The sequence below is a fragment of the Marinobacter salsuginis genome, assembly GCF_009617755.1.
Taxonomy (GTDB): domain Bacteria; phylum Pseudomonadota; class Gammaproteobacteria; order Pseudomonadales; family Oleiphilaceae; genus Marinobacter; species Marinobacter salsuginis.
On sequence record NZ_BGZH01000001.1, the window covers coordinates 2,468,110 to 2,483,642 of the forward strand.

The window sequence follows — 15,533 nt, forward strand, 5'->3', positions numbered from 1 at the left end:
TCCTGTTGTTGTTAAATCAAATGGATCAACTGCGCTTGGCCGGTTCGAGGCGCACCTCTTTGGCTTGCTCACGCAGCTTGAATTTCTGGATCTTGCCGGAGGCAGTGCGGGGCATGGCCTCAATCACTTCCAGGTATTCCGGCAGGTAGTTTTTGGACAGTTGCTGTTCGGTCAGGTAGGCCTTGATCTGGTCCAGGGTCAGGTCGGTGGCGTTCTCGTCCAGGGTCACGTAGGCACACAGGCGCTCACCCAGGCGTTCGTCGGGGCAGCCCACCAGGGCAACATCGACGATGCCCGGGTACTTGTAGAGCAGGTTCTCTACCTCCACCACCGGGATGTTCTCGCCGCCCCGGATAACCACGTCTTTGCTGCGACCGGTGATGCGGATGTAACCGTCCTTGTCCATGCGGGCGAGGTCACCGGTGTTGAACCAGCCGTCCTCGTCCACGCCATAGAGTTCCGGGCGCTTCAGGTAACCGATAAACAGGCTGGAGCCGCGAACCAGCAGGCTGCCCTCTTCTCCGGCCGGTAACTCGTTACCCTGGAAGTCGGTGACTTTCACTTCCATCCAGGGCAGTGCCTTGCCGTCGGACTGGCTGGCCCGCTCGGCCGGATCTTCCGGGCAGGTCATGGTGACCGCGCCGTTTTCGGTCATGCCCCAGGCTGAGACAATTTTGGCTTTCAGCACCTTGCCGGCCTGCTCGACCACAGCGCTGGGGATCGGTGCGCCGGCGGAAACGAAGATGCGCAGCGAATCCAGTTCGCCCTCGTGCTTGGGCGCGGTCTTGACCAGGTCGGCCAGGAAAGGTGTGGCGGCCATGGTGAAGGCCGGTTTCTCGGCACCTATTACCTTGCAGACGTAGTCCGCGTCCCAGATGTCCTGCAGGATGGCGGTCGTGCCCAGGTAAATGGGCATCATGATGCCGTACATGAAGCCGGTCTGGTGGGCCAGCGGGGAGGCCATCAGTACCTTGTCATCCGGGGTCAGGTGCAGGCGCTCGGCGTAGGGTCGCACATTGGAAAACAGTGTGTTGGAGCTGTGCATGACGCCTTTAGGCTCACCGGTGGTGCCGGAGGTGTAGAGGATCTGAATGGCGTCGTCGGCGGTGAGCTGGCGCTCGGCAAATAGGGCCCGGGTGTCCTGCTGTTCTTCCCAGGCGGTCTCTATCAGGCGCTGCTCGAAGCTGCGTTCGCCTTCGCCGCCGATCACCAGCAGGGTTTCAAGATTGGGCAGTCCGTTGCGGATTCCGTCGATCATGGCCTCGTAGTCAAAGTCCCGGAAGACCTTTGGAATCACCAGCAGTTTGGCTTCGCCATGTTTGAGCATGAAGCGCAGTTCGCGCTCCCGGAAGATCGGCATGAGCGGATTCAGGATGGCGCCGATACGAATGCAGGCCAGGTGCAGGGCTGTGGTCTGCCACCAGTTCGGCAACTGGCAGGCCACCACCTCGCCTTTGCCGATACCCATGGCCACCAGGCCCGCTGCCATACGGGTGACCTTGTTATTGAGTTCCCGATAGGTGAGAGCGGTACGGGTGTCATCTGTGACCTGGTAACCGACGATGGCTTCCCGGTCTGGCGTGCTGGCCACGGCCTGGTCCAGGTAGTCGGTGATGAGTTTGTCGTTCCATCCGCCAATCTCGACCATGGCGGCACGGCGTTCCGGATTAAGAGTGATGCCTGTATCCATCTGATTCACCTGTTGTGTCCGGTTTGTTGTTGTTGGGAGGTCTGACCTAATAAGCGGGTCGTTAACTTGTCAGTTTCAAGATACGCCTTCTCAAATTAATATGTCAACATGTTGCCTTAAAAAATATTCGGGTGTAGTCTTTTTTAAATCGGAGTGGTCAATACAAGGGCTTTAATAGACTAATTATAAGAAATCGCCTCTTAGTGGAGATGGTTATGAACTACAGCAACATATTGCTTGAAAAGTGCGAGGCTGTGGCCGTCATCCGGCTCAACCGTCCGAAGGTGCACAATGCGCTGAACAATGAACTGATGAACGAACTGACGTCGGCTCTGGAAGCCCTCGAGGCGGATAACGCCATCCGCGCCATCGTCATCACCGGCAATGACAAGGCGTTTGCAGCCGGTGCGGACATTTCCGAAGTCCATGCCCTGGATTTCTCCCGGGCCTACCGTGAGCGCTTCATCTCGGCGAACTGGGAAACCGTGACCCGCTGCCGAAAACCTGTGATAGCGGCAGTGGCCGGCCTGGCACTGGGTGGCGGCTGCGAGCTGGCGATGATGTGCGATTTGCTGATCGCGGCCGATAACGCGCGTTTCGGACAGCCGGAGGTGAAGATTGGCACCCTGCCCGGGGCCGGGGGCACCCAGCGTTTGGCCCGGGCCATCGGCAAGGCGAAGACTATGGACCTGTGCCTGACCGGGCGGATGATGGATGCGGAGGAGGCCGAACGCAGTGGCCTGGTGAGTCGGGTAGTACCGGCAGAGCGGCTGTTGGAGGAGGCGCTGGCCGTGGCCAATGACATCGCCGGTTACTCGCAGATGGCCACCATGATCAACAAAGAGGCTGTGAACCAGGCCTTCGAGACCTCACTGCGCGCCGGGGTGGAATACGAGCGCCGTCTGCTGTGGTCCAGTTTTGCCAGTGAGGATCGCAACGAGGGTATGACTGCCTTTCTCGAAAAACGTCAGCCCGAGTGGAAGCACCGGTAACCTTTAAAAGCTCAGGAGCGATTATGGATATTCATTTCACCCCCGAAGAGCAGGCTTTCCGCAGTGAGGTCCGGGCATTTCCTCCCTGCTACTAGACATGGATACGCCTGGGATTACCGTGCGACCGATCATCACTCTGGATGGTGAACACGAGGTCAACGAAGTGTTTTCCGACAGCCGCCGGCTGGCAGCCGCCAAATTTGTAGTCTCCCGGGCGTCGGAGCTGATTGCGGAGCAATCCCCACAGTTGCATGGAGGCATCGGCATGACCCGGGAATATTCACAGGTGGCCTGAAAGCCAACCAACAAGACAAGATCCACAAACGGAGACAAACGACATGGCCAACCAAGCAAGTTTCAACTGGGAAGACCCGCTGTTGCTGGACCAGCAACTGACCGAAGAAGAGCGCATGGTGCGCGACAGTGCCCGCCAGTTTGCCGAAAGCAAGCTCCGCCCCCGGGTGCTGGAAGCCTTCCGTAACGAACAGACTGATCCGGCGATTTTCCGGGAAATGGGTGAGACCGGTCTGCTGGGTTGCACCATTCCTGAGCAATACGGCGGCAGTGGTCTGAACTACGTATGCTATGGCCTGATCGCCCGGGAAGTGGAGCGCGTGGATTCCGGGTACCGCTCCATGATGAGCGTGCAGTCGTCTCTGGTGATGGTCCCCATCTACGAATTCGGTAACGAGGAGACCCGCCAGAAGTACCTGCCGAAACTGGCCTCCGGCGAGTGGATCGGCTGCTTCGGCCTGACTGAGCCGGATCACGGCTCTGATCCCGGCAGCATGGCGACCCGGGCGCGCAAGGTGGACGGCGGCTACCGCCTGACCGGCAGCAAGATGTGGATCACCAACAGCCCGATCGCCGATGTATTCGTGGTCTGGGCCAAGGACGACGACGGCCAGATTCGCGGCTTTGTGCTGGAGAAAGGCTGGGAAGGCCTGAGTGCCCCGGCCATTCACGGCAAGGTGGGCCTGCGTGCCTCGCTCACCGGTGAGACCGTGATGGATGGGGTGTTTGTGCCGGAAGAAAACGCGTTTCCCGAAGTACGGGGCCTCAAGGGACCATTCACCTGCCTGAACTCGGCTCGTTACGGCATTTCCTGGGGAGCGCTCGGGGCCGCCGAAGATTGCTGGCACACGGCCCGCCAGTACGTGCTGGACCGCAAACAGTTTGGCCGGCCGCTGGCGGCCAACCAGCTGATCCAGAAGAAGCTGGCGGACATGCAGACCGACATCACCCTGGCTCTGCAAGGTTGCCTGCGGCTTGGACGAATGAAGGACGATGGTACAGCCGCCGTTGAGATTACATCCATCATGAAGCGCAATTCCTGTGGCAAGGCTCTGGATGTTGCCCGTCTGGCCAGGGATATGCTCGGGGGTAACGGCATCAGCGATGAATTCGGGGTGGCTCGCCACCTGGTCAATCTGGAGGTGGTGAATACCTATGAGGGTACCCACGATGTCCATGCCCTGATTCTTGGCCGGGCTCAGACGGGAATTCAGGCGTTTTTTTAACATTGCTGGACGTTAAAGCACTGAATCCCGGTCTTTTTGGCAACCGTTCTACTTGTGCGTGCTTTATGCGGCCGACAAAGGTACGCACTCCAAATGCCCGCCATGAAACCGCAGATGCTGGTCGATAAAACTCGCGATGAAGAAGTAGCTGTGGTCGTAGCCTTCCCGGAAATTCAGCTCTAGCGGGTAATTGCTGATGCTGGCTGCGGCCTCAAGCGCCTCTGGCTGAAGCTGCTCACTCAGGAAGTTGTCGGCGTCCCCCTGGTCGACCAGGGCTGGTACGAACTGTGTTGCATCCCGCATCAGCAGGCTGGCGTCGTATTCGGCCCAACGCGCGGTGTCCTTGCCCAGGTAGGCGGTGAAGGCCTTTTTGCCCCAGGGGCAATTTGCCGGGTTGCTGATCGGGCTGAAGGCCGATACGGACTGGAATCGTTCAGGGTTGCGCAGAGCCAGAACCAGGGCGCCGTGACCACCCATTGAATGACCTGCAATCGAGCGTTGATCCGTTACCGGGAAAACCGACTCGATCAGTGAAGGCAGCTCATTCAGCACATAGTCGTACATGCGGTAGTGGGGATACCATGGGCTTTCGGTAGCGTTTACATAGAACCCCGCCCCCTGGCCAAGATCGTAGCGTTCATCGTCGGCAACGTCATCGCCACGTGGGCTAGTGTCCGGTGCCACAATGGCAATGCCTAGCTCTGCAGCCACACGATGGGCGCCGGCTTTCTGCATGAAGTTTTCATCGGTACAGGTCAGGCCGGACAGCCAATAGAGCACCGGTACTTTTTCCCCGTTGGCTACTCCTGGCGGAAGATAGATCGCAAATCGCATTCTGCAACCCAGGGTTTCAGAACGGTGACTGTACTGCTTGTGCCAGCCACCGAAACTCTTGTTGCTGCTCAGGTTTTCGATTGTCATCGGGACCTCCATCGGTCGGCCACCTGCCGGGCAGGTGGCCGTCGCGATTACTTGTCGAAATGAATTACGCTGCGGATGCTCTTGCCCTCATGCATCAGTTCGAAGGCCTCGTTGATGTCATCAAGCCCCATGGTGTGGGTGATGAAATCATTGAGCTTGAATTCACCCTGCAGGTAACGCTCGACAATACCGGGCAGCTCGGAACGGCCTTTGACGCCACCGAAGGCGGAGCCTTTCCAGACGCGACCAGTGACCAGCTGGAACGGGCGGGTGGAGATTTCCTGGCCTGCCCCGGCGACGCCAATAATGACAGACTCGCCCCAGCCCTTGTGGCAGCACTCCAGTGCGGACCGCATGACATCGACGTTCCCGATGCATTCGAAGGAATAGTCCACGCCACCGTCGGTCAGTTCGACGATCACTTCCTGAATCGGCTTGTCATAGTCTTTGGGATTGATGCAGTCGGTTGCACCAAGCTGTTGTGCCAGGTCGAACTTGCTGTCATTGATATCGATGGCGATGATTCGACTCGCCTTGGCCATGGTCGCACCAATAATCGCAGACAGGCCGATGCCGCCGAGCCCGAAAATGGCCACCGTAGCGCCTTCTTCCACCTTCGCGGTATTCATGACCGCGCCCATGCCGGTGGTCACGCCACAGCCAAGCAGGCACACCTCTTCCAGAGGGGCTTCCTTGTTGACCTTCGCAAGCGAGATCTCGGGGAGCACGGTGTATTCGGAGAAGGTCGAGCAGCCCATGTAATGATGAATGGGCTGGCCGTCCTTGTAGAAACGGCTGGTGCCATCGGGCATGAGTCCTTTGCCCTGGGTTTCGCGGATTTTTCCGCACAGATTGGTTTTGCCAGACAGGCAGAATTTGCACTCGCCACACTCGGGGGTATAGAGCGGAATGACGTGATCGCCGATCGCTACACTGGTGACCCCTTCGCCGACCGCTTCGACAATTCCGCCGCCCTCGTGACCAAGGATGGCCGGAAAGTTGCCCTCGGGATCTTCTCCGGAGAGGGTGAATGCATCGGTGTGGCATACACCCGTTGCCATCACTTTTATTCTCACTTCTCCCGCCTTAGGGGGCATGACATCCACTTCTTCAACGGACAGTGGCTGACCGGGGCCCCAGGCAATTGCCGCTTTTGATTTGATCATTTCAGCCATAGTGTTCTCCATCGGTATACAGGAAGGGCGGGCGCCGCCCGATCGAATTGCCCATTGTATTTATAGTGATCTGATTGATAATGGCCACTCTCAGTAAATAACTTTTACTGTTGTGCAATAATCAAGATGACAAACCATGAACGGGGACAGTCATGCATCGCTGGGAAGGGGTAGATGAGTTCGTGGCGGTAGCCGAAACCGGGAGCTTCACCCGTGCCGCGAAGCAACTGGGCGTCTCGACCGCACAAGTGAGCCGACAGGTCAGTGCCCTGGAGGCCCGCTTATCAACCCGCCTGTTTTATCGAACCACGCGTCGCGTGTCTGCCACCGAGGCCGGGCAACTTTATTACCAGCACTGTCGCCAGGTGCTTGATGCCCTTGAGCAAGCGGAGCGTTCTATCACCAATATGCAACTGGTCCCCCGAGGCAGGCTGAGACTCACGGCGCCGGTGACCTATGGAGAAAAGTCGATTACGCCACTGGTCAATGACTTCGTTGTGCGTTACCCCGAACTTGATGTGGAGATGCATCTTACCAATCAGACCCTGGACCTGGTGGCTGAAGGCTACGATCTTGCGGTTCGCATGGGTAAGCTGAAGGACTCTACTCTGATGGCGCGGCGGCTTGCATCCCGAACCCTGTACGTGTGTGCGTCGCCCGATTACCTTGCGACGCATGGCACGCCGCACTCGCTCTCCGAGTTGGCGAATCATAACTGTCTGCTGGGCAACCTCGATTACTGGCGCTTCCAGGAAGCAGGGCAGCCCCGAAATGTCCGGGTCAATGGCAATATTCGCTGTGACAGCGGCAGGGCTCTGCTCGATGCCGCCCTCAAGGGCATTGGTATTGTTCAGTTGCCGGATTATTACGTTCAGGCTGCAGTGGACTCCAGGCGGTTGATCCCGGTGCTGACTCACTATCAGGAAGACGATGACGGTATCTGGGCGGTGTATCCCCATAACCGTCATCTGTCGCCAAAGGTACGCCTGCTTCTGGATTTTTTTGCAGAATCGCTCGCATAGCGCCGGACAGCAGCGGGCCCGTTTGGCTTAGTTCAGACCATCCGGCTCAGGGTGCCGTCGCCTTTCACATGCTGGTGGAACAGCGCCATACCGATATGACCAATCACCAGAACCGCCAGAGCCCAGGCGAGGGTGGAATGGATGCCGCCAATGGTCGATGCCCAGGCGATCTTGTCACCCTTTGCAATCAGCTGCACGCCAAAGGCGTTCAGACCATAACCGCCACCCAGCAGAATCAGAATTCCGGTGAAGGGCAGCAACAGCATGGCCGCATAGAGCAAACCATGACCGATTTTCACCAGGCGTCCCTGCGGGTCCTCATGTTGGGGCCTTTGGCCGCGCTGACTGAAAGCCCAAACCATGCGCAGCACGATAAATGCGAGTAGTAGTGTTCCGATCGACACATGCCAGGGCACAAGGGTTTCGCCAACCCAGTGCTCGCCGTCGGCAATCCGGTCGCCAAACTTCAGAAACTGCCAGCCGATCAACACGGCCATCAGCCAGTGCAGGCTTTTGCTGAGCGTTCCGTAACTTTCCCTGGAGTCTTTCATGGTCAAGAGATGTCCTCTGGTTTCGGTTTTTGGTAATCGATGCAGCGCCCTGTGTCAGGCGATGCTTTCAACAATGCCGCCTTCCACTCGCAGGGCTGAACCGGTGGTAGCACTGGCCTGGGGTGAGGCCGCGTAGACACACAGGCTGGCTACTTCCACCGGATCGGCGAACCGCTTGATCAGCGTTGACGGTCGGTTTTCTTCAAGGAAGAGCGTTTCCATCTCTGCCATCGATACGCCCCGTTCGGAAGCCATCTCCTGAAGCATGGCTACGGCGCCCTCGGTGCGAGTAGGGCCGGGCAGAATGGTGTTGACGGTTACGCCGGTGCCGGCGAGCACTTTTGCAAGGCCACGGGAAAGCCCCTGCAGGGCCGCCTTGCTGACGCCGTAGTGCACCATTTCGGATGGAATGTTCAGGGCCGACTCACTGGAAATAAACTGGATCCTGCCCCAACCCCGGTCCGCCATGCCTCGGGAGTAGTGCCTGGCGAGCCGGACAGCACTCATGACATTGACCTCAAGTATGTGGTTCCAATCGTCGTCCGCAATATCGAAGAACGGCTGTGCACCGTAGATACCCAGATTGTTGACGAGAATATCGACGTCCGGACAGGCCTCAGTCAGGGCCTGGCAACCTTCGGCCGTGCCGGGGTCGGCCACGATCCCCCGGATATCGGTGCGTCCGGAGGTCTGTTCGATACTCGCTAGGGCGTTGTCCAGTTTGTCCTGACGACGGCCTGTGATCGTGACCTGTGCGCCGGCGTTTGCCAGGCCGCTGGCAATGGCCAGCCCGATACCGGCGGTTGAACCCGTTACCAGTGAGGTTTTGCCGCTGAGATCAATCTGCATCTGGAATCTCCTGAAGGTTTTTTGAATTTGCTTTCACGCCATCGTCATCCGAAACGGAATCCCGAAAGCCGTGTTTTCAAAACGTTTTCGGTGTAGACGGTGCGCCCCTGGTCCGCGTCTGCGGCACCTGCCGCTACCATCAGTGGTATCAGGTGCTCCTCTGCGCGGGGTGGATGGCAATCCCGGGCGTGGGGTGCCGTGGTCCAGTTGCCCAACGCCCGTTTCCGTTCAGCGGGTGTGTCGTGGACGGCATTGACCAGCCAATCGTTGAACGTTTCCGATGGTTGGGTGTAGCGGGCATCGCCGTAACCTCGCATGTTGTGGAAACTCATGCCGCTGCCGATGATCAGCACGCCTTCTTCGCGAAGACCGGTCAGGGCCTCGCCCGCTTCAAGGTGAGAAACCGGGTCCATATCGGCCTTCAGCGACAGTTGGACCACCGGGATGTCGGCCTCCGGAAACATCAGCTTCAGTGGAATAAACATACCGTGGTCAAACCCGCGGTGGGCGTCTTCATGGGCTTCAATGCCGGCAGCTTTGAGCCTTGAGACAACCTCACTGGCCAACGAAGGCATGCCCTCTGCGGGGTAACTGAGCTGGTATGTGTGTTCGGGAAAACCGTAGTAGTCGTAAATCAGATCCGGCTGCTGGCCCGACGTCACCGTGAACTCGGGGGCAAGCCAGTGGGCGGATACCATGAGAATGGCCCTGGGTGGTTCCGGCAATGAGGTGCTTACGTTGGCCAGAAACTCAGCCATGCCATTCCAGGTGGTCGGCGGGTTCCAGTCCATAAAAAAGCAGGGCCCCGCGCCGTGAGGAATAAAGAGTACTGGCTGTGTTGCTTTATGGTGCATCGGAACTACCTCTCCTGACCGCAGTCTGTGGAAACAGCGTTGCCAAGCAACGATAACTATCCACCTTTAGAAAGAGAACCTGTTAAATTTAGGATCAGTTTTAACTGAGAGTTAAAAATAATGTTGGACCGTTTTACCGGCATGCGAGTGTTTGTTCAGGCCGCAACGCTGGGTAGTCTCTCTGCAGCCGGCCGTGATCTGGGGATCTCGCCGGCGATGGCCACCAAGCATCTGGACGCACTTGAGCAACGGCTGGGCGTGCGCCTGTGTCATCGCACCACCCGTCGCCTGACGCTGACCAATGCGGGGCTGGACTACCTCGCCACCTGCCAGAGAATCCTCCTGGATCTCGAAGAATCCGAGTCGCAGCTGGCGGCCCAGGGTAATCAGGCCGTTGGCCTGCTACGGATGAACGTGCCCCTGTCTTTTGGCACTCACTATATCGCCCCCCTGTTGCCGGCATTCAGTCGCCGCTATCCGCACGTTCACATAGAACTCGGATTGAGCGATGCGCAGCAGGATCTGATTGCGGAGGGATGGGATCTCGCGATTCGAATCGGGCACCTGGCCGACAGTGATCTGAAAGTGAGGCATTTGGGAGACTACCCGATGCGGGTGTGTGCCGCGCCAGATTATCTGGAGCGCTGTGGTACCCCTCGCAAAGTCTCTGAACTGAGTAGTCACCAGTGCCTAAGCTATTCGTTGTCTTCCCAGCAGGGCGATGGAACCTGGTCGTTTGGCCGCAACGGTGAGGTAAAAGTCCCGATACAGGGTCCGCTCAAGGCGAATAACGGCGATGCACTGCTGGCAGCCGCCGTGGGCGGTCAGGGCGTGATCTACCAGCCCGACTTTATTGTTGCCGACGCGCTGCGCGATGGAACCCTCGTGGAACTGGTGCTGGATGTTCCGGTGGTGCAGCTTGGCGGCCTGCACGTACTGTTTCCGCCCGATCGACGCCTCCCGGCCAAGGTCCGCGCGATGATTGATTTCCTGGTGGAGGCGTTCTCGGTCAGTTCCAGGTGACAACCACAGCTCCGACCCGGCAAGCGGCGGAGCTGGAGTTTTAGGCAATCAACCGACCGGATCGTGTATCTAAGCGCCCATGCTTTCAGAGCAAACTTTACAGCATGAGGCCATGGTCCCATCCCTGAACGCCTCATTTCCGAAACTCGTGCCATCACGTTCGGAAAATCAAGGCTGAATAAAGGAGAGCGATCGCTATGATTCTCAAAGAGACCTATACACTGTCGAACGGTATTACGATTCCGAAGCTTGCCCTCGGAACCTGGATGATTGAGGGCGAATCCGCCACAAATGCCGTCAAAAAAGCCATCGAGCTTGGCTACAGGCACATCGACACGGCCCAGGATTACGGTAACGAAGCCGAGGTGGCGGACGGTGTGCGCGCCAGTTCTCTGGAGCGTGAGCAAGTGTTTGTCACGAGCAAACTGGCTGCCCGTCACAAGACCTATAATGAGGCCGCTGCTAAGATAGAGGAATCGCTCGAGAAAATGGGTTTCGAGTACCTCGATCTGATGATCATCCACAGCCCGCAACCCTGGGATCACTTCGGGTCCGAGGACCGTTTCCCTGAGGGCAATCAGGAAGCCTGGCGTGCCCTGGAAGACGCCTACAAGGCCGGAAAGCTGAAGGCCATCGGTCTGTCGAATTTTCAGGAACGGGACATCGATACTATTCTTGAAAGCTGCAACGTGGCGCCCATGGTTCATCAGATCCTGGCGCACGTCACCAATGTGCCGAGTGCGCTGATCGACTACTCACGCAATAAAGGCATGCTGGTTGAGGCCTATTCCCCGGTCGGTCATGGAGAGTTGTTCAAGAACGAAGCGATTGTCAAAATGGCAGAGAAGTACAACGTCTCCGTGCCGCAGCTTTGTATTCGCTATGACCTGCAACTGGGCCTCTTGCAGTTGCCGAAAACCGCCAACCCGGACCACATGGCGAACAACGCCGCGGTGGATTTCGAGATCGCACAGGCCGACATGGACGCGCTGAGTGCCGGATTTTTCCAACTCTGGGTGGACCTAATACGGGGTCAGGGTCAAGTAACGGACATTACTAGGAAGCAGTTGGATTAAAGACTGGGGGCAGGTCACTAGAGCCCGTTTCTTTATCTTTGGCTTTGGGCTATCTTATTCGGACATGATTCTTTTAATAGGTTTGTTATCTGTGACATTCTCCAGCACTGGAATTCGTCAAGTTTTCCCGAGGATCTCGTTCACGGATTCGTTGTGCCTCATCGCTTTCCATTCCTCTCGCTGAATTCGCCGTACTAATCGCCGAATTCGGCGAGACCCTCTGAAATTCTTCCCAAACTGAACTTTGCCACCAGGGCCTTGAGGAGTCGGTATGTCCGATCGTCCGAATATTTTTGTTTTAGAGCATGATTTTGATCGTTTGTCCGCCATGTTGGAAAAACAACCACACGGCAACGAGACAGCAGAAGCGCTTTCGTTGGAGCTTGATCGAGCGACGCTGGTTGACGTTGAGAAGCTGCCATCAGGCACCGTGACTATGAATTCTCTGGTTCACTTCAAAAATGAGGGTAACGATGAAGAGCACACGTTAAGGCTCGTTTACCCGACTCGGCGAGAGGCGGGCGAGAAGTGCGTTTCCGTGTTGGCTCCGGCGGGTGCGGCCCTGCTGGGTCTTCGCGTAGGAGACCGTATCGATTGGCCTTTGGCGGGCAAAAAGCCTCTAAGTCTGAAAATTATCCATGTGACTCACGCCAACTGAATAAGGAAGCCCCATGCATCAGAAAGACACCCTTGGCGAGCTGTACGAACAGGTGGTTCAGAGAAACCCCGCGGAGCCAGAGTTCCACCAGGCAGTTCTGGAAGTTCTGGAGTCCTTGTCGCCTGTGATTGCCAAACACCCGGAGTACAAGGAAGCGAAGTTGCTGGAGCGGATTTGTGAACCGGAGCGGCAGATCATTTTCCGGGTTCCTTGGGTGGATGACTCCGGGACGGTCCAGATTCATCGTGGTTTTCGGGTTGAGTTCAACTCAGCCCTGGGGCCCTACAAAGGTGGTTTGCGGTTTCATCCCTCCGTCAATCTGGGTGTGGTGAAGTTTCTTGGATTCGAGCAGATCTTTAAGAACTCCTTGAGCGGCATGCCGATCGGCGGGGGCAAGGGTGGTTCGGATTTCGATCCCAAGGGCCGGTCTGACAACGAGATCATGCGGTTTTGCCAGTCGTTCATGACCGAGCTGTATCGACATATCGGCGAGTACACCGATGTGCCCGCAGGGGATATAGGCGTCGGCGCCAGAGAGCTTGGATTCATGTTTGGGCAATACAAGCGCTTGACCAATCGCTACGAATCCGGAGTGCTGACCGGCAAGGGGCTTGGCTGGGGCGGTGCCCGAGTTCGCAAGGAAGCGACGGGATACGGGACCGTTTATTTTGTTCGGGAGATGTTGTCTGCCCAGGGTACAAACCTTGAGGGCAAAGAGGTGGTGGTCTCCGGTTCCGGAAATGTTGCGATTTATGCGATGGAAAAGGTCCAGCAGCTAGGCGGCACGGTAGTCGCCTGCTCCGATTCGGGGGGCTATTTATACGATCCTGCCGGAATCGATGTCGGCCTGGTTCGCCAGATCAAGGAAATCGAGAGGGGCAGAATCAGCGACTACGCAGCTCGTCGCCAGAATGGCAGTGATTTTGTAGCTGGGGCGTCCATTTGGGAGCTGCCGTGTCAGGTTGCGCTGCCATGTGCGACGCAAAATGAACTGACGGGCTCAGACGCCAAGACATTGATTGGTAATGGCGTTATGGCCGTCGCCGAGGGTGCAAATATGCCCTGCACTCCGGAAGCCGTTAAGTTGTTCCGTGAGACGGGCACTTTATTCGGTCCTGCGAAAGCGGCCAATGCCGGTGGCGTTGCCACCAGCGCTCTGGAGATGCAGCAGAACGCTTCCCGTGACTCATGGAGCTTCGACTACAGCGAGCAGCGGCTGAAAGACATCATGGTTGAGATTCACCGCTCCTGTTTCGAGACGGCTGAGGAATATGGGCGGCCCGGCGATTATGTGTTTGGCGCCAATACCACTGGATTCTGTCGGGTAGCGGACGCGATGTTAGCGTTCGGTGTTATTTGACGATTCCACCTGGATATTCCAGTTGGGTGGAAGTGACAGTCTAGTGCTATCAGCTTTTCATTGGAGGGGCCTTGGTGGCCGTTTATCGGCTTGCGATTTGATAATAGATCCAGGACCCTTCGCTCCCACCTTATTGTTCGTGATTGATAAGATGACAATTCCGCTTTCCTCACCACCTATGCTCAGCTTTATGTAGTCACCAGGTTTACTTGCTAGTAATGCAAGGCCGAGAGATGAGTCAATTGGCAAGTCTTTCGGATAGACGCCTTGAGACTCAATAGATTCAACTAAACGAAATCTATGCGCTTGACGATCTGCGCAGTCCATAATTGTGACCCAGCTACCAATCATTGCTATTTGATCATCTCCAAGAATAATTGCTTTCATCAAGCGGCGATATTTTGTCTTTATGACTTTTAGCGCATCTATAGACACAAGAAAGCCAACTTCTATGTTCATGACAAGCCCTCAGACATCAATTTTCAAATAGCCATAAATATTTAATTTTGATAGATAAAACGATGGGGTATCATCTAAAACTCTGGTATCAGAGGGGAAAGGTTGCCCTTTCCCCTGTGTCTACTCAGCTGTTTTTTTGTTTCTTATCTTTTCTTTTTTCTTTGAGTGTTTTTTTCGCCTGTTTTTTAGGTTTTTCTTTGCTCATTTCGATACTCTTAATCAAGGTGAGCGCTGCCGATATGCGCTTTTTAGGAATAGTTCGGCATGTTATTCATGCAACTTGATCACCTTTAATCTTGTTGGTGCTTGGAAGTTTGCCATTATGGCACCCCTCTCATCCGTTACTTAGTAAGAAAAGATGAATAAAGGCGACCGTCTTGGCCCTTAATAATTATGCCGGCGTCAACCAGACGGTAAGTCACTTGCGTCGTAATATAGAGATCGCAATCCAGGAGCTCTGAAAGTTCGTGCGCGTTGGGTAGCGGTTCATTAACGCTCCAGTAATTGGAATCAATGAGAAGGTGCAATTTGTCGGTAGCCTGCTGTTTCGCTATTGAGCTAAAGCAAAGCTTCAGGGGAAAAAGGTTTTTTATTCTCATAGTAATATAGCTGCCCAAATATCATTGGAGGATGATTTCTCCCGAAGACTTGAGAAAAAGGGAAGGCTCGACTAGAGAGCCTCCCGAATATTTTCTTATTATTTTTGTTCCACAAACTGCATTGTAAGGATTGGGCTTGGCTCCCCACTAGAGTCAATTTTTCGATGTATTCAGGCAAATTGTTTAATAGGGTCAGTTCAACCGAAAAGGTTGAGAGATCTTCTTTCGGGTTATAGAACTGATTATTTGCCAACGCAAAAATGGCTTGCTTCAAGCTCTGTTTGAGGCAATGCGTGTCGCTGTTTTTTGCAATAGTTTGAGTAATAGCGAGCACGGAATTAACCGCGCTCGCGTTCTTAATGGAAGGTGGTCAAGAGGTGATTTCGTGAAAACATGGTTGCTCTCTATTTCTCTTTAAACTCAACCATAGCAACAATAAAAATAAAGGCAAGAGTAAATCTTGCAAATGTACCCAAGAAAAACCGTATGTAGTGGTCAACTCATCCCGGACAGTATTTTAAGGTTTTCCTCAGCCGCAACCGGCGAAATGCCGTCGTTGAATGTGTGCGGTCGCTGTCGGTTGTAGTAGTCCATCAGATAGCCACCCACATCTTTTTTCGCCTCGGGGAGGTTCCGATATCCTAGAGCCGGTATCCATTCAGATTTCAGGCTCCGGAACAGTCTCTCCATCGGTGCGTTGTCCCAGCCGTTGCCACGTCGGCTCATGCTTTGTGTCATTCGATAGCGCCAGAGCCTCTGACGGAACTTACGGCTGGCATACTGA

General features: G+C 55.8%; 16 protein-coding genes and 1 pseudogene. 8 read left to right on the forward strand and 9 right to left on the reverse strand.

The genetic code is table 11. The features are described from left to right. Positions 1-25: 25 nt before the first annotated feature. The gene (locus tag GJU83_RS11215; RefSeq protein WP_153634367.1) at positions 26-1,690 is read right to left on the reverse strand and encodes an AMP-binding protein; all 1,665 of its coding nucleotides are present in this window, start codon (positions 1,688-1,690) and stop codon (positions 26-28) included. A gap of 215 nt (positions 1,691-1,905) precedes the next feature. Here GJU83_RS11215 and GJU83_RS11220 point away from each other — a divergent pair, with 215 nt between their 5' ends. The 3 genes and pseudogenes from GJU83_RS11220 to GJU83_RS11230 all read left to right on the forward strand — a co-directional run bounded on the left by GJU83_RS11220 (position 1,906) and on the right by GJU83_RS11230 (position 4,202). Continuing rightward, positions 1,906-2,682 carry an enoyl-CoA hydratase gene (locus tag GJU83_RS11220; RefSeq protein ID WP_153634368.1) on the forward strand — a complete coding sequence of 259 codons (777 nt, stop codon included), beginning with the start codon at positions 1,906-1,908 and terminating at the stop codon, positions 2,680-2,682. A gap of 73 nt (positions 2,683-2,755) precedes the next feature. Continuing rightward, positions 2,756-2,962 (forward strand): annotated as a pseudogene (locus tag GJU83_RS11225) (hypothetical protein); the annotation flags it as partial. A 58-nt stretch (positions 2,963-3,020) separates the two neighbouring features. Further along, positions 3,021-4,202 carry an acyl-CoA dehydrogenase gene (locus GJU83_RS11230; RefSeq protein ID WP_153634369.1) on the forward strand — a complete coding sequence of 394 codons (1,182 nt, stop codon included), beginning with the start codon at positions 3,021-3,023 and terminating at the stop codon, positions 4,200-4,202. A gap of 63 nt (positions 4,203-4,265) precedes the next feature. On the opposite strand, the gene fghA is transcribed toward GJU83_RS11230, so the two are convergent. Together fghA and GJU83_RS11240 are read right to left on the reverse strand one after the other, a co-directional pair. Next, positions 4,266-5,123, reverse strand: coding sequence for an S-formylglutathione hydrolase (gene fghA / locus GJU83_RS11235; RefSeq protein ID WP_153634370.1), 858 nt, complete (start codon positions 5,121-5,123; stop codon positions 4,266-4,268). Between the two features lie 47 nt (positions 5,124-5,170). Next, positions 5,171-6,289 carry an S-(hydroxymethyl)glutathione dehydrogenase/class III alcohol dehydrogenase gene (locus GJU83_RS11240; protein ID WP_228715185.1) on the reverse strand — a complete coding sequence of 373 codons (1,119 nt, stop codon included), beginning with the start codon at positions 6,287-6,289 and terminating at the stop codon, positions 5,171-5,173. 161 nt (positions 6,290-6,450) lie between these two features. On the opposite strand from GJU83_RS11240, the gene GJU83_RS11245 reads away from it, so the two are divergent. Then, positions 6,451-7,320: a LysR substrate-binding domain-containing protein gene (locus GJU83_RS11245; protein ID WP_153634372.1), complete on the forward strand. Its 870-nt coding sequence runs from the start codon at positions 6,451-6,453 to the stop codon at positions 7,318-7,320. 32 nt (positions 7,321-7,352) lie between these two features. Here the strand turns inward: GJU83_RS11245 and GJU83_RS11250 are convergent, their stop codons facing one another. From GJU83_RS11250 to GJU83_RS11260, 3 genes are read right to left on the reverse strand one after another with little or no spacing between them, the layout of a single operon-like run. Then, a complete protein-coding gene (locus GJU83_RS11250; protein ID WP_153634373.1) occupies positions 7,353-7,871 on the reverse strand; it encodes a cytochrome b in 519 nt (172 codons plus the stop codon). A 54-nt stretch (positions 7,872-7,925) separates the two neighbouring features. Further along, positions 7,926-8,720 carry an SDR family NAD(P)-dependent oxidoreductase gene (locus GJU83_RS11255; protein WP_153634374.1) on the reverse strand — a complete coding sequence of 265 codons (795 nt, stop codon included), beginning with the start codon at positions 8,718-8,720 and terminating at the stop codon, positions 7,926-7,928. A 44-nt stretch (positions 8,721-8,764) separates the two neighbouring features. Beyond that, complete coding sequence (locus tag GJU83_RS11260; protein ID WP_153634375.1) at positions 8,765-9,574, reverse strand: DODA-type extradiol aromatic ring-opening family dioxygenase; 810 nt, start codon at positions 9,572-9,574, stop codon at positions 8,765-8,767. A 120-nt stretch (positions 9,575-9,694) separates the two neighbouring features. Between GJU83_RS11260 and GJU83_RS11265 the strand changes: the two genes are divergently transcribed. The 4 genes from GJU83_RS11265 (at position 9,695) to gdhA (ending at position 13,691) form a co-directional block, all read left to right on the forward strand. Beyond that, positions 9,695-10,597: a LysR family transcriptional regulator gene (locus GJU83_RS11265; RefSeq protein ID WP_153634376.1), complete on the forward strand. Its 903-nt coding sequence runs from the start codon at positions 9,695-9,697 to the stop codon at positions 10,595-10,597. Between the two features lie 197 nt (positions 10,598-10,794). Next, positions 10,795-11,673, forward strand: coding sequence for an aldo/keto reductase (locus tag GJU83_RS11270; RefSeq protein ID WP_153634377.1), 879 nt, complete (start codon positions 10,795-10,797; stop codon positions 11,671-11,673). Positions 11,674-11,944: 271 nt separating this feature from the next. Further along, positions 11,945-12,331 carry a nucleoside diphosphate kinase regulator gene (rnk, locus tag GJU83_RS11275; RefSeq protein WP_153634378.1) on the forward strand — a complete coding sequence of 129 codons (387 nt, stop codon included), beginning with the start codon at positions 11,945-11,947 and terminating at the stop codon, positions 12,329-12,331. A 13-nt stretch (positions 12,332-12,344) separates the two neighbouring features. Next, positions 12,345-13,691 carry an NADP-specific glutamate dehydrogenase gene (gene gdhA, locus GJU83_RS11280; protein WP_153634379.1) on the forward strand — a complete coding sequence of 449 codons (1,347 nt, stop codon included), beginning with the start codon at positions 12,345-12,347 and terminating at the stop codon, positions 13,689-13,691. 57 nt (positions 13,692-13,748) lie between these two features. On the opposite strand, the gene GJU83_RS11285 is transcribed toward gdhA, so the two are convergent. The 3 genes from GJU83_RS11285 to GJU83_RS11295 form a co-directional block, all read right to left on the reverse strand. Further along, complete coding sequence (locus GJU83_RS11285) at positions 13,749-14,150, reverse strand: GreA/GreB family elongation factor (RefSeq protein ID WP_153634380.1); 402 nt, start codon at positions 14,148-14,150, stop codon at positions 13,749-13,751. A gap of 558 nt (positions 14,151-14,708) precedes the next feature. Continuing rightward, on the reverse strand, positions 14,709-15,083 hold the full coding sequence (locus GJU83_RS11290) for a hypothetical protein (protein ID WP_153634381.1): 375 nt from the start codon (positions 15,081-15,083) through the stop codon (positions 14,709-14,711). A 161-nt stretch (positions 15,084-15,244) separates the two neighbouring features. Continuing rightward, positions 15,245-15,533: integrase core domain-containing protein (locus GJU83_RS11295; RefSeq protein WP_153634382.1), on the reverse strand; the 289-nt coding region annotated here is incomplete at its 5' end.

Coding starts and splice junctions, on each gene's coding strand:
- GJU83_RS11215 (WP_153634367.1), bottom strand. CDS start 1,690: ATGGATACAGGCATCACTCTTAATCCGGAACGCCGTGCCGCCATGGTC.
- GJU83_RS11220 (WP_153634368.1), top strand. CDS start 1,906: ATGAACTACAGCAACATATTGCTTGAAAAGTGCGAGGCTGTGGCCGTC.
- GJU83_RS11230 (WP_153634369.1), top strand. CDS start 3,021: ATGGCCAACCAAGCAAGTTTCAACTGGGAAGACCCGCTGTTGCTGGAC.
- fghA (WP_153634370.1), bottom strand. CDS start 5,123: ATGACAATCGAAAACCTGAGCAGCAACAAGAGTTTCGGTGGCTGGCAC.
- GJU83_RS11240 (WP_228715185.1), bottom strand. CDS start 6,289: ATGATCAAATCAAAAGCGGCAATTGCCTGGGGCCCCGGTCAGCCACTG.
- GJU83_RS11245 (WP_153634372.1), top strand. CDS start 6,451: ATGCATCGCTGGGAAGGGGTAGATGAGTTCGTGGCGGTAGCCGAAACC.
- GJU83_RS11250 (WP_153634373.1), bottom strand. CDS start 7,871: ATGAAAGACTCCAGGGAAAGTTACGGAACGCTCAGCAAAAGCCTGCAC.
- GJU83_RS11255 (WP_153634374.1), bottom strand. CDS start 8,720: ATGCAGATTGATCTCAGCGGCAAAACCTCACTGGTAACGGGTTCAACC.
- GJU83_RS11260 (WP_153634375.1), bottom strand. CDS start 9,574: ATGCACCATAAAGCAACACAGCCAGTACTCTTTATTCCTCACGGCGCG.
- GJU83_RS11265 (WP_153634376.1), top strand. CDS start 9,695: ATGTTGGACCGTTTTACCGGCATGCGAGTGTTTGTTCAGGCCGCAACG.
- GJU83_RS11270 (WP_153634377.1), top strand. CDS start 10,795: ATGATTCTCAAAGAGACCTATACACTGTCGAACGGTATTACGATTCCG.
- rnk (WP_153634378.1), top strand. CDS start 11,945: ATGTCCGATCGTCCGAATATTTTTGTTTTAGAGCATGATTTTGATCGT.
- gdhA (WP_153634379.1), top strand. CDS start 12,345: ATGCATCAGAAAGACACCCTTGGCGAGCTGTACGAACAGGTGGTTCAG.
- GJU83_RS11285 (WP_153634380.1), bottom strand. CDS start 14,150: ATGAACATAGAAGTTGGCTTTCTTGTGTCTATAGATGCGCTAAAAGTC.